Below are 20,991 nucleotides of genomic sequence, written 5' to 3' on the forward strand. Positions count from 1 at the left end.
AAAGGCAGTACCTCAAAATGCCAGGGTTATATGTTTCAATCTGTAATATATTGGGGTGGAGCTAAAGGTGAATAGTAGTGATAACGACAATTTCTCATTTTCGGAAACAGTATCTATCCCCCAAGCTCCTCCTGGATTTAAATCAGGTTTTATCGGCATTGTTGGCCGCCCGAATGTCGGTAAATCTACCTTAATGAATCAATTGGTAGGACAAAAAATTGCTATCACGTCGCCAGTAGCACAAACTACACGGAACCGTTTGCGAGGAATTTTAACTACTCCCCAAGCACAATTGATTTTTGTGGATACACCAGGAATTCATAAACCCCATCATCAATTGGGAGAAGTGCTGGTAAAAAATGCTAAAAATGCTATAGAATCAGTAGACGTGGTGTTGTTTGTGGTGGATGGATCAGTGGCTGGTGGTGCTGGCGATCGCTTTATTGCGGATTTGCTGGTGCGGACTGAAACCCCTGTAATTTTGGGTTTGAATAAAATTGACCAACAACCAACAAATTCTCAGTTAATAGATGAAAGTTACCAAGCTATGGCTAAACCCCAAGCATGGCCCATGGTCAAATTTTCTGCCCATACCAATGCTGGATTACCACAATTACAACAGTTATTAACTGAATATTTAGACCCAGGACCCCTTTACTATCCCCCGGATTTGGTCACTGACCAACCAGAACGTTTTATTATGGGTGAATTGATCCGCGAACAGATTTTACTCTTAACACGAGAGGAAGTTCCTCATTCAGTGGCGATCGCTATTGATAAAGTAGAAGAAACTCCCACTATTACCCGTGTTATGGCTACTATCAATGTTGAGCGAGACTCCCAAAAAGGTATTTTGATTGGTAAAGGTGGTTCAATGCTCAAAGCCGTTGGTAGTGCAGCGAGGGAACAAATTCAAAAGCTAATCGCCGGTAAGGTGTATTTAGAGCTATTCGTGAAGGTACAACCCAAATGGCGACAGTCCCCCATGAGTTTAGCAGAGTTTGGCTACCATTTGGAAGAGTAACTGTAGACGATCATTGACATTTGTATCTCACGTGTTTAAGAAATGCTCTCATAGCTGATTATACCCAAACTCTCACCACACGACCTTTAATTTCTTGTCCTAGCCAGGGTGTATTACTAGAAAGTGTATGCAGACTGCTATTTTCTACCTTCCACAGGGCTTGGGGGTCAAATAAAGTTAGTTCGGCTTTTTCATCAGGAGTAATCATACTGGGTTTTTGTTGTAAGCATATTGCAGGTTGGGTACTTACAGCACGCCATAATTCTAAAGCTGTAAACTTGCCACTCTCAACCAAGTGCTGCCATAGTAAAGGTAATGCTAATTCTAAACCAACTGCTCCCGGCGGGGATTCTGCAAAAGCTTGGACCTTTTCTTCATAGGTGTAAGGTGCATGATCAATGGCGATGGCATCTATCACCCCTTGTTTTACTCCCGCCTGTAAAGCTTCTACATCACTGGGATTACCTAAAGGAGGATCTAGCCGTAGGCTGGTATCATAACTCTTAACTGCTGTGGTGTCAAGTAATAAGTGCATCCAAGTTGTGCTGGCGGTGATGGGTACACCCGCGGCCTTAGCACAGGCTATCAGTTCTACACTGCGGGCTGTGGAGACCCGCATAATATGTACTGGTGTACCCGTGTCTGTGACTAATTCTAACAAAGAAGCAATGGCTGTGGTCTCCGCACTCACAGGGACCGGAGGTAAACCCAAACGCAAAGCCTCTGCACCTTCCCGCATGACTCCATTTCCAGATAATAAGCGATCGCCCGGAGAAAACGCCACTGGTTTATTGGTTGGTTGGAGATATTCCAACACTCGCCGCACCAAGGCTATATTTTCCCAAGGCTGTCCATCTGTAAAACCAACCACCCCCGCGATCGCTAAATCTGTTAATTCTGTTAATTGCTTTCCCCCCAAATTTTGAGTAATTGCACCCCACACATAAACATGGGGTGTATTGTTTATTTCTCTACTTTTTTGCTGCAACTGTGCCACAATGGCAGGGTGATCAATAGCTGGAGATGTATCTGGTAGAATGTTAATTCTTGTAAATCCCCCAGCCCCAGCAGCTTGTAGTAGAGATGAGAGAGTTTCTCGTTCTTCAAATCCTGGTTGGCTACAGTGACTATATAAATCCACTAAACCAGTACCCAGAACTAACCCCCGACCATCTTGAATGTGAGTATCAGCGCTAATTTCTGAAATTTGTGTGGCCACAGTTTCAATTTCACCATCAGCAATGACTATATCAGCTACTTGGTCAATTCCCAACCCTGGATCAATTACCCTGACTTGTTTTAGCAGTTCTCTCATAAAATTACAACTAAGCATTTTAAATAGTCTAATCTTTTTGTTGTACTATTTTTATGCTTGAGACGCTCAGGGTATATTGATACCCAGCAGTTTTGCTTTCCTCTTCTGGGAGGACAAGGGCTGGGGTGGGGTGTTTAGGTTGGGGGTTACTGTTGTGTTAAAGGAAAAAGTTGTATACTCTCCCCTAGAGTTTGTAAATTTTGTAAATACTTTTTGCGGGGGTTTTCATTAGCGCCAAATACTGTCACCACTTGGTAGTCATCTAAATCTGCGATCCATACAGGAGAAGGTTTAACTTCTCTAACTACTTTCCCGCACAGATCACCATCATAATTACCCCTAAATTTTAATTCTTGACTGTGCAGAATTGCTAAACCATATAGCATTTGGTCTTAATTTGCCATTGATCTTCAAATTATTCAAATCAAAAGGTCGATCAACGTCCCTAAATCTTTGGGAGCCGTGAATTAGTTGACCTTCTAACGTAAATTTGATTTTGAAAAATTCATTTAAAGTAACTTGTAAAGTTACTTTATCTCTAGTATTTAGTTGGCCATAACCAGTATTAACTTGAGAACCTATACCTGCTTGTAGTCCAGTGATTAACCAATGTTTAACTTTCCATTCAATTGATGTCCCCAGCGAGTGGGGACCCCCCCATTTTAAACCCTTACCTGGTAAGAAGTCTAGACACGGTTTCCGAAGGTCAGGAAAAATCATAGCTAAATCACCCATAAACCCATGATCAAAATCGCTGAAACCCTTATCCAGTAAGGAACCGCAGGTTAAAACGGAAAAATAACCCTTTCAGCCATTTTAGCTGAACTGCGGCTAAACCAGAGTAATGCCGTTAGAAAACTAAATAATGATGGAGTGAGGGGGAAGAAATAAAGTAACAGCCCCCCTGGGAAAGAGGAATAATGGGGGGGGAAATTTTTTCATATTTATATTTCACAAGGTCAATTTGTGTGAATTTTGGTAATCAAATCCAAAGGCAACAAGTCATAATAGTAGTATGAAAAAGAAAAAAGTCAGTCATTGACTCCGTTATTTATAAAGTGTAGACAACCACCATGATTACTTCATTTCCATCCCTCCTGACAAGTAACAATAAAATCAAGCTCAAATCTTGCCAGGGAGATTATTTACATCGTCCAGATACGGCACAAGGTGTGACAACCAGGTATAATGGTATTGGTAATGAGTGGATAGTTGAATTAATCGGTAATAACAAAGTCAAACTCAAGTCCTGGCAAGGCGATTATTTACATCGTCGTGACACATCAAAAGGTGTAACAACCTGGACTAGTGGTATTGGTAATGAGTGGATAGTTGAATCAATCGGTAATAACAAAGTCAAACTCAAGTCCTGGAAGGGCGATTATTTACATCGTCTTGACACAGAACCTGGTTTAACAACCAGGCCAGCTGGTATTGGTACTGAGTGGATAGTTGAACTTGATTCTACAGCCCAGCAAAATGAGCCGACGGAGAATGTTAATCATGGCATCAAAGAACCAAAATTGCCAACTCAATCTGTACAATCTGGTAATAGCCTCCCGAAAACAGTCTTTATTTCAGTTGATATACAGAATGATTATTTCTCAGGGGGTTTGTGGGAACTACCAGATATGGAAATGGCAACTGTAAATGCAGTTAAATTACTGGATTTAGCACGGTCTAATAATATACCTGTAGTTCACATTCAACATATTTTTTCACCTGATTCTAATGCCACTTTTTTTATTGACGGCACTTATGGAGTTGAAATACACCAATCAGTAAAACCTTTACCTGGTGAATATGTGATCAAAAAACTCTACGCTAACAGTTTTCGTGAAACAAATTTAATGGAAGTGTTGAACCGCCTAGAGGCGAAACGATTGGTCATCTTTGGTGCAATGGTTAACAATTGTATTGAAGCCATCACTCGTGCAGCAGTTGATTTTGGCTTTGACTGCGTTGTAGTTCATGATGCTTGTGCAGCGAGACCTTTGGAATTTAGAGGGCATAAAGTGTCAGCTAAAAATGTTCATTGTGCCTTTATGGCTGCTTTGGAGTTTGCATATTGTCCAGTTGTCTCAAATGATGAGTTTTTTCAACTTCAAGCTAATTACTTCTAACAATCTCATATAGCTTTTCTTCAACACTTCTGGCACAAATGTAAAGTATCAAAGTACTGTATTGCGAGCATCCTGCTCGCTACTTAATACAGTCACCCTAAAAATGTATCTCACAATGAGGATGTTTTATAATAGTGTAGAAACAATAATTATAGTCAGACGTGGGAGAGTATTTCCTGAAATTCAATGGACGGAAGAACAAAAAGCTCAAGATAGAGCGAGAAGAAAGGCATTTTCGGATCGTTGTTGGGTGATTTTTGAACGTTTAAAACCAGAAATACTCGATAAATACTATGGTTGGTACATTGCTATTGAACCTGATAGTGGTGATTATTTTATTGATCAGGATAAGGAAGTAGTTAGTAAAATGGCTAGGGAAAAGTATCCTCATTTAATTCATCATATTTATGGCATTAATGAAACGGGAGTTAGTGGCAGAATATGATTGATAGATGGTCAAGAGTTTGAAGTTACTGTATTTGCTGGAGATGAAATACAGGAAATTTTACTGGGGTCTCGATGGTTGAAGTTATTTATTTTGGTTGCTAATTACGCTGAAAATACAGTTAAATTTGGGTTTTATTTTACTTACTCAACTTATTCCATTCAATTAATGTCCCCAGCGAGTGGGGACAAGATTCAATGATCAATGGAGTGATTGTCGAGCACGTTCAACAACGCTTGCTTGACTTGGGTTATTCAGTTGGACAACATGGTGCTGACGGTTTTTATGGAAGCGATACTGAAGCGGGAGTGAAGCTTTTCCAAAAAGAAAAAGGGTTAAAAGTGGACGGATGGGTTGGTCGGGATACTTGGAAGGTTCTTTTCAATTCAATGTCTAACCCTTGAGGAGAGGACAAACAAGCTAAAGAGGTTGCTGGATAAGTGCGATCGCTGCTTTCTTAGCTGGCGTTAATGAAATGTAACGCTAAACATCTTTGAGAAATGCGATCGCTCAATTTCCAAATAAACAAAAAAACTTGACGGTGATTTTAATCGCCGTTGATATTTCCTTCAAAAATCTTGAAACATTGGTGTACTTAAATAACGTTCTCCAAAAGAAGGCTGAATCATGACAATTAACTTATCAGCATTTTCTGGGCGTTTGCCCACTTGAATTGCAGCACACAAAGCCGCCCCGGAGGATATACCAGATAGTAGTCCTTCTTCCTTGGCTAAACGTCGGCCGTAGGTTATGGCCTGTTCATCACTAACTCTAATCACCTCATCAATTAATTCTAGGCGCAGCACATCTGGGATAAACCCAGCCCCAATACCTTGAATTTTATGAGATCCGGCCACACCACCAGACAGGATAGGACTATTACTAGGTTCAACAGCGATCGCTTGAAAACTCTGCTTGTATGATTTCATCACTTCAGCAATACCAGTAATAGTACCACCAGTACCCACCCCAGCAATGAGGATATCCACTTGACCGTCAGTATCTGCCCAAATTTCCTCACCTGTAGTTTCTCGATGTATTTTGGGGTTAGCTGAGTTGCGGAACTGTTGCAGCATAAAAGCGTTGGGAGTCTTAGCCACAATGGCTTCAGCCTGATTAATTGCTCCCCGCATTCCCTCTGTCCCTGGTGTTAATTCCAAACTTGCGCCGTAGGCTTTGAGCATAGCCCGTCGTTCTTTACTCATAGTTTCTGGCATAGTCAAAATTAAACGATAACCACGGGCTGCTGCCACCATAGCCAAAGCAATACCCGTATTGCCAGAAGTGGGTTCCACTAAAATAGTTTTACCCGGCTCAATTAAACCTTGTGCTTCTGCGGCCATCACCATACTAATTCCAATGCGGTCTTTAACTGAAGCAGCGGGGTTCATGCTTTCCAGTTTAACCACTATTCTGGCCATTACTCCTTCAGCTTGAGGAATTTTATTTAATTGCACTAAGGGAGTTTTACCAATCAATTCCGTAATATCTTTAGCAATTTTCATAAATTAACTCCAGGAACAGAGAACACAGAACCGAGGATATTTTAAAAATCTCCCTTAATGTATAAAAAAGTTTTTCTTTCTTCCTAACATCACCATTGAAAACCTTGGCTAACACCCTTTTATATATTGCCTTGATTCTATCATTAGGCTGATAAAAATTAATTTTCACACATAGAAATATATATATAGTATCCTAAGCTGCATTTTCCCCCATCCAGAAAAAATAATAGTTTTTTTTCAGCCTATAGTATATACTCCCCACAGCATCTATTGCTTTGAGTACAACCTGTAAACAGAGAAAAACTCAAGTACAAACCCTCCCCTACCATTGCCCCATATAGCTTTAGCCTTGAGTACAGAAATGCTCATACCCCAGTTAAAAAATGCCAGTACCCCCCTTGAAAAATACTAGTACCCAGACCCAAAATAATTTATATAAGTCTGAAAATATAGAACTTATCAGCTTTGAGTACTACTTTAATATATTTAATAATCTTAATTCGGCTCAGTTAAACTTGGATATAAACAGAAGGCTGCTATAAAGTTTATAGGATTTACGCAGAGATTCCCCTCTACCCCCCGAAGTTCCTAGGGTTTCACCCACAGAACCAGGGGGGACTTCTTAACTCTTCCGTTACCCAAAAATTACCATAGTGAGCAATCATGAATCTTTACTGTGAAAACTGTTGTTAAAGTGCAAATTAAAGTTAGTTAGGTAAATATCAAAATCTTTCTAGTGGTAAATACCTAGCTAAGGAGAGCAAAGATGAAAGTCAGACTTTTAAATGTTCTCGCAGTCTGTTTAGTAACTTTAGTGGTGGTTGCTCCAGGTGTGGTGGTGTTTAGCATAGTTTGGGGAAGACATTTAGAATTAGTTAAGACGCAGAATTTAGTTTGTGAACTTCACAAAAATAATTTAGATAATTCTGCTTTGCTTGCTAATCAAGTAAGTACTGGCTCATCTCCACATCAGACCAATCAAGAAACTGCTCATGGTCATTTTGTCAACCGATTATTAACTGCTGCTGAACGATATAAACTTGTTACCATCTTACAATGGTTTGTTGTCATCACCCCCATTTTCGTGGGCATAGGGATTATTGTTTACGACAGATATCTAGTTTATCGTGCCGCTATCTTAAAAGAACAAGTGGAAATGTTAGAAAAGCTCTGGCAGCGAAGTATTGACTAATTATATCATTTCTTAAACACATGAGATACAAATGTAAATGATCGTCTTGTAGCACAAGTCCTGCTTGTTGCTAAATACATCTTCGCGCGTCAGAATGTACCTCACTTGGGCAAAATTCGCTATATCACCGCCAATTATAGTTATTCTCCCAACCAAATTATCATGACAGAAGAACGCCAACTGCAATATTTTGATTTAATTGACCAATTGCTTAAATGTCCCAACGGTCAAGAACCAGAAATTTTAGAAGCTCAACCAGAATTGATTGATACTGGTTTTGTAGAAACAATGCTACAAGTGGCGGCTAGTTTTGCCCACAGTGGTAATCAAGATGGGGCTCAGTTTTTATTCTTTGTGGCTCGTGAATTAGCAAAGCAACTGGGCTTATATCAAGTCCCCAATTCTGACACCGCCCATAAGGAGTAAGTATGTTGTTAACTGCAACCGATGCAGGGAAAATAGCCTTAGAGTTCCTGATGGCTGATTGGAACATAGCAGAAGATCACAGAGAATGGTTTATGATCTTTAGCTCCCGTCCCATGGGGGAGAGTTGGTATATTGTAGAATTAGGTGTAGCCGGATTTCCTGATCGTTGGTTTATTCAAGTTTATGATACAGCAATGTGTGACCCCAACTACACATTTGTATCCCCCATTCCCGCTTCAGAAGGATTTGCAGATTTTGTAGATGTGCCAGAAATGGTGGCTGAGGTTTTAATGGCGGAGCGCAAAACTCGTTAGTCACAATTGGCAAGGAAAATCAACAATAGAAAACCCTATAGGGGGTTTCGCCCCTTAGTGAGGTACATTATTAACAAGCAGGATGCTTGTGTTACCAGGCGATAATTTACATTTGTATCTCTACATTTGTATCTCAGGTATTGTAGAAATGCTATATGTCTGAAACGAGGCTAAATCATAATTTGCCTCGTTTTTTAATAGTAAAAACCAAAAAAAAACTATAATTTGTCAGGCTTAATTGACAAAAATATGTTATATTAAATAGCGTGATGAACGCTACAGAAACATCAGTTAATATGATTGCTGAACATATCCTAGCTAAAGAATTCACACGAGTTGTCACTCACTATTACCCAAAACTTGGGGAGTTACTAGATGGATGCCATGTGAAAGTCATCACCTGTTTTTGGGGACGACCAGCCAGACGTTTACAATATGTAGGGATTTATTGCCCAGAACAAATCCTTCCCCATGTCCAAGCCCAAAAAAATCTACTCAGAGAATTGGCAGAAAATATGGGCTTAGTTCAAGTGGTTTGTCTGAACGCCAAGCGACTACTAGGAGACCCCATGTCGAATCTAAAGGAGAAAAACCCCCGCCTATGGCTAGAATTACAATGGGTAACAACGTAACAACGTAACAACGTAACAACTTAAATTCTTGATTCCATAAATACTTGTGGCAATGAAGATTATTGGTGATGTGAGGATTTGTGGCGACAAAATCAAAACATTAGCACTCAAACCTTCATCTTGAGTTTTGCCGAAAAACTGAGATAGTTTGCAGCGCTGCAACCAAGAGGCTCCAAATTATGTCTAAACTAAACTTGCTTCCCCCTGATGATTTACCACCCTCCGAAGTGACAAAACAGGATGGAATGCTGCATCTAGAGTTAGAGCGATCTACTGGTAGATGCTTTTTTCAAGCCTGCGATCGCATTACCCAAGTCTTGTTATCCAACTGTGAATGGTACTTGACCAAGAATAGCACAACGCTGATGCTAATTATTGATTGCCCTGATATGGTATCTTACTGGCATATAGTCAGTAATATTACTCAATTAGGCAATAGACTAGAGAGGTTCACCAGCAACGCCAAAATTCGTGTTTATCCGCCTTTTGGCAAAGGAATGCCCTTTGAAATCAGCGTTAATGAAATTTCTGCCTATCGGGATTGGATGTAATCACCAAACCTAATCTGATCTTCACCTTTCCCGCCCTCGGGAGGGGAATTAAAACAGACCATTAAGACAACGGCGAGCTAGTTAGAAATCAGTGTGAAAAAATCCCCTTCATTCCCAGATGGGCGCGAATATCGCTAAGTTGTACATCCCAATATTGATCCCATTTTTGAGCAATCAACTTACCTGGAGTTTGGCAACCTAAATTATAACCACGGGAAATTTCCGACATTAAATATTTACAACTATGTGGTTGATAAAGACTAATCATCACTATGCCAAAACTAACAATCATAGCACTAATAGGAATAGGTGTTTGACCGATAAAAAAGGCTTGGAGTGCGATTTCACCCACCGCATGAGTATCAAAACCAGTCATCACATGATAAATATCATGAGTAGTCCTCCACAGCATCTTCAGATAAGAAATATCATCAACTACAGGGATTGTTGTATAGAAATAGGGATTAAAGTTTCGGGACTTAATTTGAGCAGCATAAACATGACCTAAAGTTCCTTCTGGAAACTGGCTTAACTCATCCAGATGAAAAGCACTAGGAAGCCAACGTTCTTTAAACAAAACATTCACTTCGGGAATTTTCTTCAATTCATTAACAGCTAACTGTGCCATTTCCGTTTGATCAAGCGCATCTTCAAAATCAAATAATACATCAGTTCCACCAGCCTCAATCTTTAACGTATTAGATGCCAGAAATTGAATAATGTAACTCAGCAGTCCTTGATTACTGTCATAGGTAATTACATTGACCATGGTGATTTTCTGGGTTTCCCTTAAGCTATTGCTAATTAAAATTCAAGTGCATGATTTAAAGATTTAACCTTTGTGCATTACCAAAAATATGCTTCATTCATTTTTGATAAAAATAAATCATTTTTTCATTGATCTTGAGAGGGATTGCATAAACCCGTAAATTGTTGTTTAATTGGAAAGATCCACATACAGAAAACCAATAATCCCATCTAAACAATCACCGTAGAAAAGTCATTCCTACGGAGCGCTATCTCTTCGAGACGCTACCGCGTGCGATCGCATTGACCAGAAAACTTATCCCCACCTACCGTAACAATTCCACGGACTCAGCTTGATTCATTTCATCAACTACCCGCCAAATTTCTTGTAACATTGGTTCTAAACCCGTGCGGGTAACTGCGGAAATCAAAAAAACTGGACACAAACAGAGGTGATTAAGTTGGGTCGCCAACCCTTGTAAATCTACTTTTTCCCTATCCACCGCATCAATTTTATTGAGGGCTAAAATTTGGGGACGCTTGGCTAAACCCCGCCCGTAGGCTTGTAACTCCTGCTGAATAGTCTTGTATTCACCAAGTACATCTTCGCTAGTTGCATCAATCAAATGTAGTAAAACCTTTGTGCGTTCAATGTGGCGTAAGAAATCATGACCCAAACCCGCACCTTGGGAAGCACCAGCAATTAAACCGGGAATATCAGCAAAAACAGTACCATCACCAGTAGGTTTTCTCACCACACCCAAATTAGGAATAAGAGTTGTAAAAGGGTAGTCGGCGATTTTAGGGCGTGCTGAGGATAGAGACGCTATGAGTGTAGACTTACCAGCATTGGGTAAACCAATAATTCCCACCTCCGCCAACAGTTTCAACTCTAATCGCAACACCTTCATTTCTCCTGGTAGTCCTGGTAAAGCATATTCCGGGGCCCGGTTACGGTTACTCAAAAAATGCTGATTTCCCAAACCGCCCTTACCACCTTCCGCCACTAAAAAACGTTGTCCTGGTTCAACTAAATCACATAACAAAGCCCCTGTACTAGCATCATAAACAGAAGTACCACAGGGAACCTCAATGATTAAATCTTTACCATTAGCACCAGTGCGATTATTTGGACCCCCACGTCCACCATTATCCGCTTGAAACAGATGCTTGTATTTAAAATCCAACAAGGTTTGTAGATTAGTATCCACCACAAAAATCACAGAACCGCCTTTACCGCCGTTTCCACCGGAGGGACCCCCTGCTGGTACGTATTTCTCACGTCGAAAGGCGACAATACCATCACCACCTTTACCGGCTTCAATTTCAATTACTGCTTGGTCAATAAATTGCATAATATTAGTTATTACTTATTGGTTGTTGGGAAATTTAAGCTGAGTGAGATACAAATATATAGTATTTCTTAAACACGAGAGATACAGATGTAAATCATCCTGTTGTAGTGCAAGTATCCTGCTCCCTGCTTAATACAGTTCCTCTAACTAGTTTCCATCTTCTTGGTAAGTTCTTCCCAAACATACAAAAACCACCCCTCTTTACTTTAGCAGCAATAGTAAATAGCGATCGCTCTCCATCCCCAAGTTTTGGTACAATCTTTTTAACGAGAAAGAGTCTCGGTAAGCAAAGTCTCATCTCACTAGAATTAATCGTAATCAAATATACATGACATTTTACTTTGGTATTGAACACGAAGTCGCCTTCCTGAACCAACAAGGAAAATTTGCTGATTTTTCCCAAACCAAATTTGCTGACTTCAATCAAATTGTGGAAAAACTACCCACCTACCCCAAGGACTATTTACAATTGCGGGTGGGAGATGCCGGTATTAGGCAAAAAAGATGGTATATCGAAGGGTTTGAAAGATTTGCCGATTCTGACCAAGTAATTGGCTGTCTTCCCAAAGGTATAGAAATCAGAACCACTATTCACCCTGATATCCAAGGCGCTTTAACCGAATTGTCAGCCAGTTTTGACTTATTGCGTCAAGTCGCTACTAGCTACGGTTTCTCCCCAGTTTTAACTAGTTTTAACCCTTATAAAACCGCCTTTGATCCGCAACCCCCCCTAAATAAATATGAACTCAAACAATTACAGCATTATCCTGATGAACGCACAGCCAATATTTACATGGTGACCTACGGGCCAGATTTAAATATTTCCCTAGCAGACCTACCATATGAAAACCTACTTGACATTGGCAGAAAATTAACTTATTACAGTCCCTACATCATTCCTTTTACTTATAGTTCTCCTTTTTACCATGGGGAATTGTGGGATGGTTTATCAGTGAGAACTTTTGTTAGAACCGGAACCAGGTCCGCAGCCTTAGTATTTGTGGAGAAACAAGAGCAATTAATAAACAGCATACCCCCACTTACAAAAATCGCCCGCATTCCCGCTGAAGTGGGGCGCATTGAATTTAAAGCCTGTGATAGTTGTGATGACTTTTCTATTTATGGGGCTTTGTTGGCATTATTAAAAGGTTTGATTTTAGATAAAACCTTACCAGGTAGGGAAACCACACCCGACCAAAGTCTACACCAAATTTCTGCCAAACAAGGTTTTAATCATCCAGATATTTTTGCTCAGGCTGTACAGCTTTTACAAGCAGCCGAAGCAGCCCTGTCCAATGATGCAGATGTGCATTTACTAACCCCATTAAAAGAAATATTAGCTAAAGGTAAAACTAAATCCCATCAACTCATAGAAGCCTACCAGCGTTTAGGTTCCATCGAAAAAGCCCTGGAACAGACCTACTTATTTTAATCGAGAATCTTGATGATTTTTTTGCCTGGGCGGAATCCCTTCCAGAGGAATTAAGGCTTCCATCACAGCCTTAACAATTGGTGCAGCAACAGTAGAACCATAAGCATTTCCACCTTTTGGCTCATCCGCCACCGCAAAAACCACATACCGGGGAGATTCCACTGGTAAAATAGCCACAAAACTGGTAATACGGGCATTGGGCATATAACCACCATTGGGACTAGCTTTTTGAGATGTACCTGTTTTACCACCAATGCGATAACCGGGAATTTGTGCGGCTTTACCAGTGCCTTCTGCAACAACAGTTTCCATCATTTCCACTACTGTTTGAGTTGTAGCTGGTGAAAAGATTTGCCGTGGTGGGGGAAGACTGGGGGAATAGTGCATCTGTCCTTTGCTATCTACTAATCCATGTACCACATGAGGTGTAACCAATTTACCGCCATTAGCTAAAGCGCCGTGCATTTGCACCAACTGTAAAGGTGTTAAAGAAAAGCCTTGCCCAAAGGATGTAGTTGCTGGTTCAATGGGTGAACTAAGAAACTGTTTTTCACCTTTGATTTGTCCATTCACTTTAAAGGGTAAATCAGTCTCAAAGGTTTGTCCGAGTCCCAAACGTTCCAGCCAGTTGTAATAGACTGAAGGCTTCAGGCGTTGAATCATCCGCACCATGCCAATATTACTAGAAGTTTGCAGTATTTTGGCAATACTAATATCCCCATAGCTATTGTGACCAGCATTTCTGATGGTGTGTTTACCTATGCGAATAAAACCGGGGTCATGAAATACATCATCTGCTTTAATCACACCATTTTCTAGAGCAATGGCCACATTCAAAGGCTTAAAAGTTGATCCCGGCTCATAAAGATCAGCCACTGTCCAGTTTTTAAATAGAGAAATATCAGCTTGGGAATATTCATTAGGGTCATAGGTAGGATAGGAAGTTAAAGCTAGTAAGGAACCGTCGGTAGCATCCATGACAATTACTGCCCCACGTTTAGCCTTAAACTTATCTACCTGTTCTTGTAAAGCAGTACGGGCGATTCTTTGCAAACGGCTATCAATAGTTAGTTGTAATCGTAGGTCATCAAAATTTAAAAATCCCTCCGGTGCATAATCTGGTAACAAACTTCCATTACCCGCCCGACTCAGGCGGACCGTCTGCAAAGAACGTTCTAATAAATTCTCTTGGCTATATTCAATACCAGCCTGACCGCGACCTTCAACATCCACATACCCCACCACATCTGCCACCACATTTTTTTGCGGGTAATATCGGGAATCTTTTTGAATCAGTTCCAGCCCATTTAAGCGTAATGCTCTCACACGGTCAGCATTGTTCTCCGGCAGAGCAGAAGCAAGTGTAATTCCACTCTTGCGGCTATTAAAAATTTTTACTAACTCACTAGGGGTTTTATCCAAGATGGGAGCCAGACGCTCTGCGATTTGTTGATGAGACCGACTAAACAGCTTGGGATGGGCATACAAAGTATATACAGGGCGGTCAACTGCTAATACATTGTTATTGCGGTCTATCACCAGACGACGAGGCACAAAAGGCCGTAAACTCACCATTTGCTGGTTACGTGCCTTTTGGGTTAACTTTGATCCCTGAATAATTTGCAACCGATACAAATTAATACCCAACCCCAACCCTGCAGCCATTAATATGCCCCAGACAACAAATAATCGGGATTTTGGACTTAGTATCTGGTCTTGAGTCTGAAAAATCAAGCCAAACTTCTGCATCAATCCGAAAATAAAAGACTTTTTTCCTTTTTTCCTAGCTGGGTTAGAAAAATTTTTCAACTTTAACTTACTCTGTGACTTTTGCATTGACTTACTCAGGATCAAAAGTTGACCGTTTTAATATCCTAATGGTGAGGGAGTGGGTTTATGGGTTTCCGCATTTCCAGGGGTGCTTAGGAGTGTTTTACCAGAACTCTGAGATGGAGACCCTGTGGGTAAAAAAATTGTTTTGGCCGGGGTGGGTGACACTAGCCCGGATGTTTCCTTTTCGGCTTCCTCCGCCATTTTGTTCTTTAGGGTGGCGTTGGTGGTGGTTAACTGGCGTTCCTGAAGTTGCAGGTTTTGTAGCTTTTTATATCCTTGACTCCACAGTTGTTGAGAATAAACTGTCCAACCATAGACACATAAAGTTGCTGTCACCAATAAAAACGTGACTACTGAGGAATAACGATGTGAGGTATACAATCGTAGTAACCACAACGGCAATGCCCCAGAATTGGGCATTACAGGTACACCCAAAAAGTTTGACTGATGATTTCTTGGGGTGGTTGTATTTAATTGTTTAGATATGTCTGGCAAGGGGTTATTGGCAGAAATTGAGGATTTTTTTGGCGTACGCCTTTGTTTTTGGGCGGATGTTGGTAAGGGTTGGTTTTCTAGTTCATGTGTTCTAACAAGAGTTGATTTTATCCTAGTGGAGCGTCGCTTCCTTGGGGACGGGGTAGAATTTCGCTGGAACCAATTACCTGTGTTGGCGAAGGGGGATTTACGTACAACAACCATAAGTGTGGGAAGATTTTAGTTGTGAAACTTAAAATACTATGTTTTAGAGCTTTGGACTATATTGCCTGGGGCATTGAGAACAATCAATACCGCATTTAAAGTATGGCAAGACTAGAGGATAAAGAGCAAGACTCCAGAAAAATAGGCAATTTCAAAATCCTGTTTTGGTTGTATGGCAAATTTACTCTTAATTATATTGGGCTATTCAGTTATCATACTCCGTAGAGTAACTAAAATCACAACAATCAACTTAGGGGGAGCTTGAAAAAATATCAGTAGAAGGGATTTAAAAAATTAGCAACAAATAGGTTATCTTATTCAACAGGCGAATTTTTTTTCATCGCCCTTATTTTGGTGAAAGAGGAGTTTACAATGAAGACGAAAATCTTTGGTTTTGTTCTCACGCTAGGTCTGGCTGGGATTCTTGGAGCTTGTCAGCCTGCTACTCAAGAAGCACCACCAGCTGCTACTCCCGCTCCCGGTGAGCCAGCTGATACTGCTACTCCGGCCCCAACACCGGAAACCAGTCCCGCCCCAACACCGGAAACCAGTCCCTCCCCAACACCGGAAACCACTCCATAGGTTTTAACCGTGGAAATCGCCCCAGCCAAGGTTAATTATAGTAACATTTTTTACGGTAATTAATTTTAGTTTCGGGCGAATGTACAGCCGGTTTTAGAGTGGTAAAGTAAAAGTCGTAACCAAGTCAAGGCCTCAAGGACACTGGTGAACATGGATTCATCTGCAACCACGTGTCCTTCCTAGGAAATCTAAGTACAACAAGCATAACATTACTTATCCATTACCACCGGGACTGTGAGTAACCAGGAAAATGAGCAAGAATAAAAAAACATGGTTTGGGGTTTTAGGTATCAGCACCATCACCCTAGTCTGTTTAACCAGCTATTGGGGAACACCTGTAGTAGCATTGCCACCACCAGAAGACGTACCAGAAGAAATATTAAGGACGGAAATTATTATAGACGGGCGATCGCCTGTTGATGGTCAACCCCTGAATGCTGCGGAATACGCAGAATTACAAGAGCAATTACAAGTCAGTCCCCCACCCAAACTGAGGTCTGGTGTACGCCAGGCTGTTTACCTGTTAAAAATACGTAAAGCTTTACTACAAATCTTCCCTTTTCTGGATATTTGACCAATAACTATAAATAATTATTACATCTTTTATACATCTTCCCCTTTCTCAATCTTCAGTTTTCAACTTCCATTTTGATGTATTATGACTGTGGAAGTAAAGTTGTGAATGAATGTAACTAATATTAATTAGAGCCATAAATTTAGTTCTTTGTTGGCAAACCCACGCTGTACTCAACAGGGTCAGCAATGGGAATATATCAATCAATTACTTTATTAAGACGTAGGTAGCCTCATGTCCATGACTACAATTGTCCCAGAACAAGTTGATCTCATAGTGGGGAATAGGCATCATGATCCCTTTGAAATCCTCGGTTCTCATCCCATAGAACAAAATGGTAAAAAATTCTGGGCTGTGCGAGCATACCTACCAAATGCCAGTGCAGCATCGGTAGTTCTTCCTGAGCAACGTCAGGAATACCCAATGCAGACCGTACATCATCCCCATTTTTTTGAATGCAGCATTGAAGTAGCAGAACTAAAGAACTACCAGTTAAGAATCAAGGAGGGTGAACATGAGCGTGTAATTTATGACCCCTACGCCTTCCGTTATCCCAATTTAACAGACTTTGACCTGCATTTATTTGGTGAAGGCAATCATCACCGGATATATGAAAAAATGGGAGCGCATCCCACAGAAATCAACGGTGTTAAAGGCGTTTACTTTGCCGTTTGGGCACCCAATGCCCGCAATGTTTCCTTGCTGGGAGATTTCAACCTCTGGGATGGGCGTAAACACCAGATGAGAAAAGGACCCACTGGGGTATGGGAATTATTTATTCCCGAAATTGGCACAGGAGAGCCTTACAAATATGAAATTAAAAATTTTGAAGGACACATTTACGAAAAATCAGATCCCTACGGTTTCCAGCAGGAACCCCGCCCGAAAACAGCATCCATTGTCACTGACTTAAATGCTTACACTTGGACAGACCAAGACTGGATGGAGAAACGTCGTCACACCGACCCCCTCACCCAACCCATTTCTGTCTATGAAGTGCATTTAGGTTCTTGGTTACACGCCTCTAGTTCACAACCAGCCAAATTACCCAATGGTGAAACAGAACCAGTAGTTATAGTTTCCGAACTAAAACCAGGGGCGCGTTTTCTCACCTACAGAGAACTAGCAGACCGACTAATCCCCTACGTTAAACAATTAGGATACACTCACATAGAACTGCTACCCGTTGCAGAGCATCCCTTTGATGGGTCTTGGGGTTATCAAGTCACGGGTTATTATGCCCCCACCTCACGTTTTGGCAGGCCGGAAGATTTTATGTATTTTGTTGACAAGTGTCACCAAAACAACATAGGCGTAATAGTCGATTGGGTTCCTGGTCACTTTCCTAAAGATGGTCATGGTTTAGCCTTCTTTGATGGTAGTCACCTTTATGAACACGCCGACCCCCGCAAAGGCGAACACAAAGAATGGGGAACTCTAGTTTTTAACTACAATCGTCACGAAGTCAGAAACTTCCTAGTGGCAAATGCCCTCTTCTGGTTTGATAAATACCATATTGACGGAATTCGGGTTGATGCCGTAGCTTCCATGCTGTATTTAGACTATTGTCGTCAAGCAGGAGAATGGCTACCCAACCAATACGGTGGCAGAGAAAACCTAGAAGCAGCAGATTTTCTGCGTCAGGTAAATCATATTATCTTTAGCTATTTCCCCGGTATTCTCTCCATTGCCGAAGAGTCCACCGCCTGGCCTATGGTATCTTGGCCAACCTACACAGGGGGATTAGGCTTTAATTTAAAATGGAACATGGGCTGGATGCACGACATCCTAGACTATTTCAGCATGGACCCATGGTTTCGCCAATTCCATCAAAATAACGTTACCTTTAGTATGTGGTATCACCACAGCGAAAACTTCATGCTGGCTCTGTCCCATGATGAAGTAGTACATGGCAAGAGTAACATCATCGGCAAAATGCCTGGTGATACATGGCAAAAATTAGGGAATGTGCGTTGTTTATTTAGCTATATGTTCGCCCACCCAGGCAAGAAAACCATGTTTATGAGCATGGAGTTTGGGCAATGGAGTGAGTGGAACGTTTGGGCAGACTTGGAGTGGCAACTATTACAATATGATGATCACCAACAACTAAAACAGTTTTTCCAGGACCTTAACCATCTCTATCGTTCCGAACCGGCTTTATATACTCAAGACTTTGACCGGGAAGGCTTCGAGTGGATTGATTGTAGCGATAACAGTCATAGCGTGGTTTCCTTTATCCGTCGTGACAAGAACTCTGATGATTTCGTGGTCGTGGTTTGTAACTTTACACCCCAACCCCATGCGCACTACCGCATTGGTGTACCTGAACAGGGATTTTACATCGAGTTGTTTAATAGTGATGCCCGTGGCTATGGTGGCAGTAACATGGGTAATTTAGGCGGTAAATGGACAGATAATTGGTCATTACATAGTCGTCCTCACTCCCTAGATTTATGTTTACCACCTTTGGCTGTGTTAATGCTGAAGTTGGATCGGCAGAAAACAGCCGAGGTAATGTAATAACAGTGAGGGTGGGTATGGTCTCACCCTCACAAAACCTACCCAGTGCCAATCACCCGTAGGGTAAGATAAAAAGACCCCCAATGATTATTTAATAGGTGAAAAGCTATGTCAGAAACTACCCTAGCTGCACCGGATATTCAACTCCCACCCACCGAAGCTGAATTACCCTACGATGACGGTATACCGATGGAAAGCGCACGACATAAAGCTCAGATGGACCTGCTTATAGATGCCTTATTACCTTGGTTGGGAGAACGAGAAGATGGGTTTATCGGTGGTAATATGTTCGTTTACTACAGTCTCGCTCAGGTACGGAACCAAGACTTTAAAGGTCCAGATTTTTTCGCTGTATTGGGAGTTCCCCAAGGAGAACGCCGCAGTTGGGTAGTTTGGCAAGAAGGGAAAGCACCTGATGTAGTTATTGAATTACTTTCTACTAGCACAGCATCAACAGACAAAAACGAAAAAAAGTTGATTTATCAAAATCAAATGCGTGTACCAGAGTATTTTTGGTATGACCCTTTTAACCCGGAAGATTTAGCCGGTTTCTCCCTAGACAAAGGAGTTTATCAACCCATAGCTGTTAATGCTCAAAACCAGTTAGTCAGTCAATCTTTGCGTTTAGGATTACAACTGTGGCCAGGAAATTATAAAGGCATTAATGCTACTTGGTTACGCTGGGTAACCCTGGAGGGTGATTTATTACCAACACCCGCAGAACAAGAACACCAAAGAGCAGAACAAGAACGCCAAAGAGCAGATAACGCACACTCACAATTGCTACAAACTGCCCGTAATTTGCTCAACACCGGGATGAACCTAGAACAGGTAGCTAGGTTAACAGGTTTAAGTGTCTCTGAGATCGAATCCTTTTAACTGCTGATTGTTAATGGTCTTCAGTCTGGGAAACCAACATCATAAGAATGTAGAGAAGTTCCAGGGAACTTCTCTACGACAGTTCGGGAAATTGATTTGATTAACAATCAAGCTTCAGCAGCAACAGGTGATAACAATTCAATATTGGAGAAAACAAATTCTTGAATAGAAATTTTTTCCGCTGTTTCAGTACGAATTTCACGACGATTTAAAATGAAGTATTCACCAACTTTTTCATATTCATCGGTAAATTCACTTCTACCACCCTTTTGTTCTCCTGTTGTGGGGTCATGGTATACAGAGTCATAGGTGTGAGACAAGTAACCTGCTCCTGTGTCATGACTGCTAAAAGTGTTAATTGTGACGACAGTACTGTGAATAAAACGGTGAACGTGACACACTTCGTTATCGCGAACTTGATATTTATCCCCTGCACATTTACCACCGACTAAGATTTCAGTAGCCCCGGTTTCGTCAGTGTTGCCATAACTGAATGTATTGGCGCTGTGGGTATCTTCAAAGCTTCGACGGACGCGGTGAATGGCAATTTCCCAAGCCTGACCGTGGATGGCTTTTTTTGCCTGTTCATCTTCTACGTCCAACACTTCCGCTTTTAGGTTAGCATCAATAACTACTTTACCTCTAAATACTTGCTCGTCATATTTATATGTGATATCTGCTGTATAACCTGGAAAAGACTTATCCCAAGTGTAGCGATTTTCATAAGCAGCCCGGAAAAGTTCTTGAGCAGACAGTTTTGTAATGGTCATATGCTTCATTAGCGTTTTATCTTGCCTGGTATTAGGATATAAGTAAATATCAAGCTTCGCATAGTCCCCA

The 20,991-nt window shown here is 41.2% G+C and carries 22 protein-coding genes; 14 read left to right on the forward strand and 8 right to left on the reverse strand.

Features of this window, described 5'->3' with window-relative positions; translation table 11 throughout:
* Window positions 1-67 precede the first annotated feature (67 nt).
* The gene (gene era / locus NWP17_RS06990; protein ID WP_280654191.1) at window positions 68-1,024 is read left to right on the forward strand and encodes a GTPase Era; all 957 of its coding nucleotides are present in this window, start codon (window positions 68-70) and stop codon (window positions 1,022-1,024) included.
* Between the two features lie 58 nt (window positions 1,025-1,082).
* On the opposite strand, the gene NWP17_RS06995 is transcribed toward era, so the two are convergent.
* Window positions 1,083-2,339, reverse strand: coding sequence for a dihydroorotase (locus tag NWP17_RS06995; protein ID WP_280654192.1), 1,257 nt, complete (start codon window positions 2,337-2,339; stop codon window positions 1,083-1,085).
* Window positions 2,340-2,485: 146 nt separating this feature from the next.
* Window positions 2,486-2,725 carry a hypothetical protein gene (locus NWP17_RS07000; protein WP_280654193.1) on the reverse strand — a complete coding sequence of 80 codons (240 nt, stop codon included), beginning with the start codon at window positions 2,723-2,725 and terminating at the stop codon, window positions 2,486-2,488.
* Window positions 2,726-3,412: 687 nt separating this feature from the next.
* Here NWP17_RS07000 and NWP17_RS07005 point away from each other — a divergent pair.
* From NWP17_RS07005 to NWP17_RS07015, 3 genes are all read left to right on the forward strand, one after another.
* The gene (locus tag NWP17_RS07005) at window positions 3,413-4,462 is read left to right on the forward strand and encodes an isochorismatase family protein (RefSeq protein WP_280654194.1); all 1,050 of its coding nucleotides are present in this window, start codon (window positions 3,413-3,415) and stop codon (window positions 4,460-4,462) included.
* Between the two features lie 121 nt (window positions 4,463-4,583).
* A complete protein-coding gene (locus NWP17_RS07010) occupies window positions 4,584-4,907 on the forward strand; it encodes a hypothetical protein (RefSeq protein WP_280654195.1) in 324 nt (107 codons plus the stop codon).
* 197 nt (window positions 4,908-5,104) lie between these two features.
* Window positions 5,105-5,311 (forward strand): peptidoglycan-binding domain-containing protein, encoded by a 207-nt coding sequence (locus tag NWP17_RS07015; RefSeq protein ID WP_280654196.1) that lies wholly within the window; start codon window positions 5,105-5,107, stop codon window positions 5,309-5,311.
* A gap of 165 nt (window positions 5,312-5,476) precedes the next feature.
* Here NWP17_RS07015 and cysK read toward each other — a convergent pair whose 3' ends face one another.
* On the reverse strand, window positions 5,477-6,412 hold the full coding sequence (gene cysK, locus NWP17_RS07020; RefSeq protein ID WP_280654197.1) for a cysteine synthase A: 936 nt from the start codon (window positions 6,410-6,412) through the stop codon (window positions 5,477-5,479).
* 766 nt (window positions 6,413-7,178) lie between these two features.
* Here cysK and NWP17_RS07025 point away from each other — a divergent pair.
* From NWP17_RS07025 to NWP17_RS07045, 5 genes are all read left to right on the forward strand, one after another.
* On the forward strand, window positions 7,179-7,604 hold the full coding sequence (locus NWP17_RS07025; protein ID WP_280654198.1) for a hypothetical protein: 426 nt from the start codon (window positions 7,179-7,181) through the stop codon (window positions 7,602-7,604).
* Window positions 7,605-7,766: 162 nt separating this feature from the next.
* The gene (locus tag NWP17_RS07030) at window positions 7,767-8,030 is read left to right on the forward strand and encodes a hypothetical protein (RefSeq protein WP_280654199.1); all 264 of its coding nucleotides are present in this window, start codon (window positions 7,767-7,769) and stop codon (window positions 8,028-8,030) included.
* A 2-nt stretch (window positions 8,031-8,032) separates the two neighbouring features.
* Entirely contained in the window at window positions 8,033-8,344 is a 312-nt protein-coding gene (locus NWP17_RS07035) for a hypothetical protein (RefSeq protein ID WP_280654200.1), read from the forward strand.
* 269 nt (window positions 8,345-8,613) lie between these two features.
* The gene (locus NWP17_RS07040; protein WP_280654201.1) at window positions 8,614-8,976 is read left to right on the forward strand and encodes a hypothetical protein; all 363 of its coding nucleotides are present in this window, start codon (window positions 8,614-8,616) and stop codon (window positions 8,974-8,976) included.
* Window positions 8,977-9,155: 179 nt separating this feature from the next.
* The gene (locus tag NWP17_RS07045; RefSeq protein WP_280654202.1) at window positions 9,156-9,527 is read left to right on the forward strand and encodes a hypothetical protein; all 372 of its coding nucleotides are present in this window, start codon (window positions 9,156-9,158) and stop codon (window positions 9,525-9,527) included.
* A gap of 88 nt (window positions 9,528-9,615) precedes the next feature.
* On the opposite strand, the gene NWP17_RS07050 is transcribed toward NWP17_RS07045, so the two are convergent.
* Both NWP17_RS07050 and obgE read right to left on the reverse strand, forming a co-directional pair.
* On the reverse strand, window positions 9,616-10,296 hold the full coding sequence (locus NWP17_RS07050) for a Coq4 family protein (RefSeq protein WP_280654203.1): 681 nt from the start codon (window positions 10,294-10,296) through the stop codon (window positions 9,616-9,618).
* 304 nt (window positions 10,297-10,600) lie between these two features.
* Window positions 10,601-11,629, reverse strand: a complete 1,029-nt coding sequence (gene obgE / locus NWP17_RS07055) for a GTPase ObgE (protein WP_280654204.1) — start codon at window positions 11,627-11,629, stop codon at window positions 10,601-10,603.
* Window positions 11,630-11,957: 328 nt separating this feature from the next.
* On the opposite strand from obgE, the gene NWP17_RS07060 reads away from it, so the two are divergent.
* Window positions 11,958-13,061 carry a glutamate--cysteine ligase gene (locus tag NWP17_RS07060; protein ID WP_280654205.1) on the forward strand — a complete coding sequence of 368 codons (1,104 nt, stop codon included), beginning with the start codon at window positions 11,958-11,960 and terminating at the stop codon, window positions 13,059-13,061.
* On the opposite strand, the gene NWP17_RS07065 is transcribed toward NWP17_RS07060, so the two are convergent.
* Both NWP17_RS07065 and NWP17_RS07070 read right to left on the reverse strand, forming a co-directional pair.
* A complete protein-coding gene (locus tag NWP17_RS07065; RefSeq protein WP_280654206.1) occupies window positions 13,053-14,897 on the reverse strand; it encodes a peptidoglycan D,D-transpeptidase FtsI family protein in 1,845 nt (614 codons plus the stop codon). The genes NWP17_RS07060 and NWP17_RS07065 overlap by 9 nt on opposite strands.
* 30 nt (window positions 14,898-14,927) lie before the next feature.
* The gene (locus NWP17_RS07070; protein WP_280654207.1) at window positions 14,928-15,593 is read right to left on the reverse strand and encodes a hypothetical protein; all 666 of its coding nucleotides are present in this window, start codon (window positions 15,591-15,593) and stop codon (window positions 14,928-14,930) included.
* A gap of 372 nt (window positions 15,594-15,965) precedes the next feature.
* Here NWP17_RS07070 and NWP17_RS07075 point away from each other — a divergent pair, with 372 nt between their 5' ends.
* The 4 genes from NWP17_RS07075 (at window position 15,966) to NWP17_RS07090 (ending at window position 20,151) form a co-directional block, all read left to right on the forward strand.
* The gene (locus tag NWP17_RS07075) at window positions 15,966-16,175 is read left to right on the forward strand and encodes a hypothetical protein (RefSeq protein ID WP_280654208.1); all 210 of its coding nucleotides are present in this window, start codon (window positions 15,966-15,968) and stop codon (window positions 16,173-16,175) included.
* A 250-nt stretch (window positions 16,176-16,425) separates the two neighbouring features.
* Window positions 16,426-16,749, forward strand: a complete 324-nt coding sequence (locus NWP17_RS07080; protein ID WP_280654209.1) for a hypothetical protein — start codon at window positions 16,426-16,428, stop codon at window positions 16,747-16,749.
* 234 nt (window positions 16,750-16,983) lie between these two features.
* Window positions 16,984-19,272: a 1,4-alpha-glucan branching enzyme gene (gene glgB / locus NWP17_RS07085; RefSeq protein WP_280654210.1), complete on the forward strand. Its 2,289-nt coding sequence runs from the start codon at window positions 16,984-16,986 to the stop codon at window positions 19,270-19,272.
* A 108-nt stretch (window positions 19,273-19,380) separates the two neighbouring features.
* Window positions 19,381-20,151 (forward strand): Uma2 family endonuclease, encoded by a 771-nt coding sequence (locus tag NWP17_RS07090; protein WP_280654211.1) that lies wholly within the window; start codon window positions 19,381-19,383, stop codon window positions 20,149-20,151.
* Between the two features lie 107 nt (window positions 20,152-20,258).
* Here NWP17_RS07090 and NWP17_RS07095 read toward each other — a convergent pair whose 3' ends face one another.
* Entirely contained in the window at window positions 20,259-20,921 is a 663-nt protein-coding gene (locus tag NWP17_RS07095) for a DUF3386 domain-containing protein (RefSeq protein WP_280654212.1), read from the reverse strand.
* Window positions 20,922-20,991 lie beyond the last annotated feature (70 nt).

The organism is Chrysosporum bergii ANA360D (assembly GCF_029891735.1).
Taxonomy (GTDB): Bacteria; Cyanobacteriota; Cyanobacteriia; order Cyanobacteriales; family Nostocaceae; genus Umezakia; species Umezakia bergii.

Coding starts and splice junctions, on each gene's coding strand:
- NWP17_RS07070 (WP_280654207.1), bottom strand. CDS start 15,593: ATGGTTGTTGTACGTAAATCCCCCTTCGCCAACACAGGTAATTGGTTC.
- NWP17_RS06995 (WP_280654192.1), bottom strand. CDS start 2,339: ATGAGAGAACTGCTAAAACAAGTCAGGGTAATTGATCCAGGGTTGGGA.
- NWP17_RS07015 (WP_280654196.1), top strand. CDS start 5,105: ATGATCAATGGAGTGATTGTCGAGCACGTTCAACAACGCTTGCTTGAC.
- NWP17_RS07065 (WP_280654206.1), bottom strand. CDS start 14,897: ATGCAAAAGTCACAGAGTAAGTTAAAGTTGAAAAATTTTTCTAACCCA.
- cysK (WP_280654197.1), bottom strand. CDS start 6,412: ATGAAAATTGCTAAAGATATTACGGAATTGATTGGTAAAACTCCCTTA.
- NWP17_RS07045 (WP_280654202.1), top strand. CDS start 9,156: ATGTCTAAACTAAACTTGCTTCCCCCTGATGATTTACCACCCTCCGAA.
- NWP17_RS07030 (WP_280654199.1), top strand. CDS start 7,767: ATGACAGAAGAACGCCAACTGCAATATTTTGATTTAATTGACCAATTG.
- glgB (WP_280654210.1), top strand. CDS start 16,984: ATGTCCATGACTACAATTGTCCCAGAACAAGTTGATCTCATAGTGGGG.
- NWP17_RS07000 (WP_280654193.1), bottom strand. CDS start 2,725: ATGCTATATGGTTTAGCAATTCTGCACAGTCAAGAATTAAAATTTAGG.
- NWP17_RS07090 (WP_280654211.1), top strand. CDS start 19,381: ATGTCAGAAACTACCCTAGCTGCACCGGATATTCAACTCCCACCCACC.
- obgE (WP_280654204.1), bottom strand. CDS start 11,629: ATGCAATTTATTGACCAAGCAGTAATTGAAATTGAAGCCGGTAAAGGT.
- NWP17_RS07025 (WP_280654198.1), top strand. CDS start 7,179: ATGAAAGTCAGACTTTTAAATGTTCTCGCAGTCTGTTTAGTAACTTTA.
- NWP17_RS07040 (WP_280654201.1), top strand. CDS start 8,614: ATGAACGCTACAGAAACATCAGTTAATATGATTGCTGAACATATCCTA.
- NWP17_RS07075 (WP_280654208.1), top strand. CDS start 15,966: ATGAAGACGAAAATCTTTGGTTTTGTTCTCACGCTAGGTCTGGCTGGG.
- NWP17_RS07095 (WP_280654212.1), bottom strand. CDS start 20,921: ATGACCATTACAAAACTGTCTGCTCAAGAACTTTTCCGGGCTGCTTAT.
- NWP17_RS07035 (WP_280654200.1), top strand. CDS start 8,033: ATGTTGTTAACTGCAACCGATGCAGGGAAAATAGCCTTAGAGTTCCTG.
- NWP17_RS07010 (WP_280654195.1), top strand. CDS start 4,584: ATGTTTTATAATAGTGTAGAAACAATAATTATAGTCAGACGTGGGAGA.
- NWP17_RS07005 (WP_280654194.1), top strand. CDS start 3,413: ATGATTACTTCATTTCCATCCCTCCTGACAAGTAACAATAAAATCAAG.
- NWP17_RS07050 (WP_280654203.1), bottom strand. CDS start 10,296: ATGGTCAATGTAATTACCTATGACAGTAATCAAGGACTGCTGAGTTAC.
- NWP17_RS07080 (WP_280654209.1), top strand. CDS start 16,426: ATGAGCAAGAATAAAAAAACATGGTTTGGGGTTTTAGGTATCAGCACC.
- NWP17_RS07060 (WP_280654205.1), top strand. CDS start 11,958: ATGACATTTTACTTTGGTATTGAACACGAAGTCGCCTTCCTGAACCAA.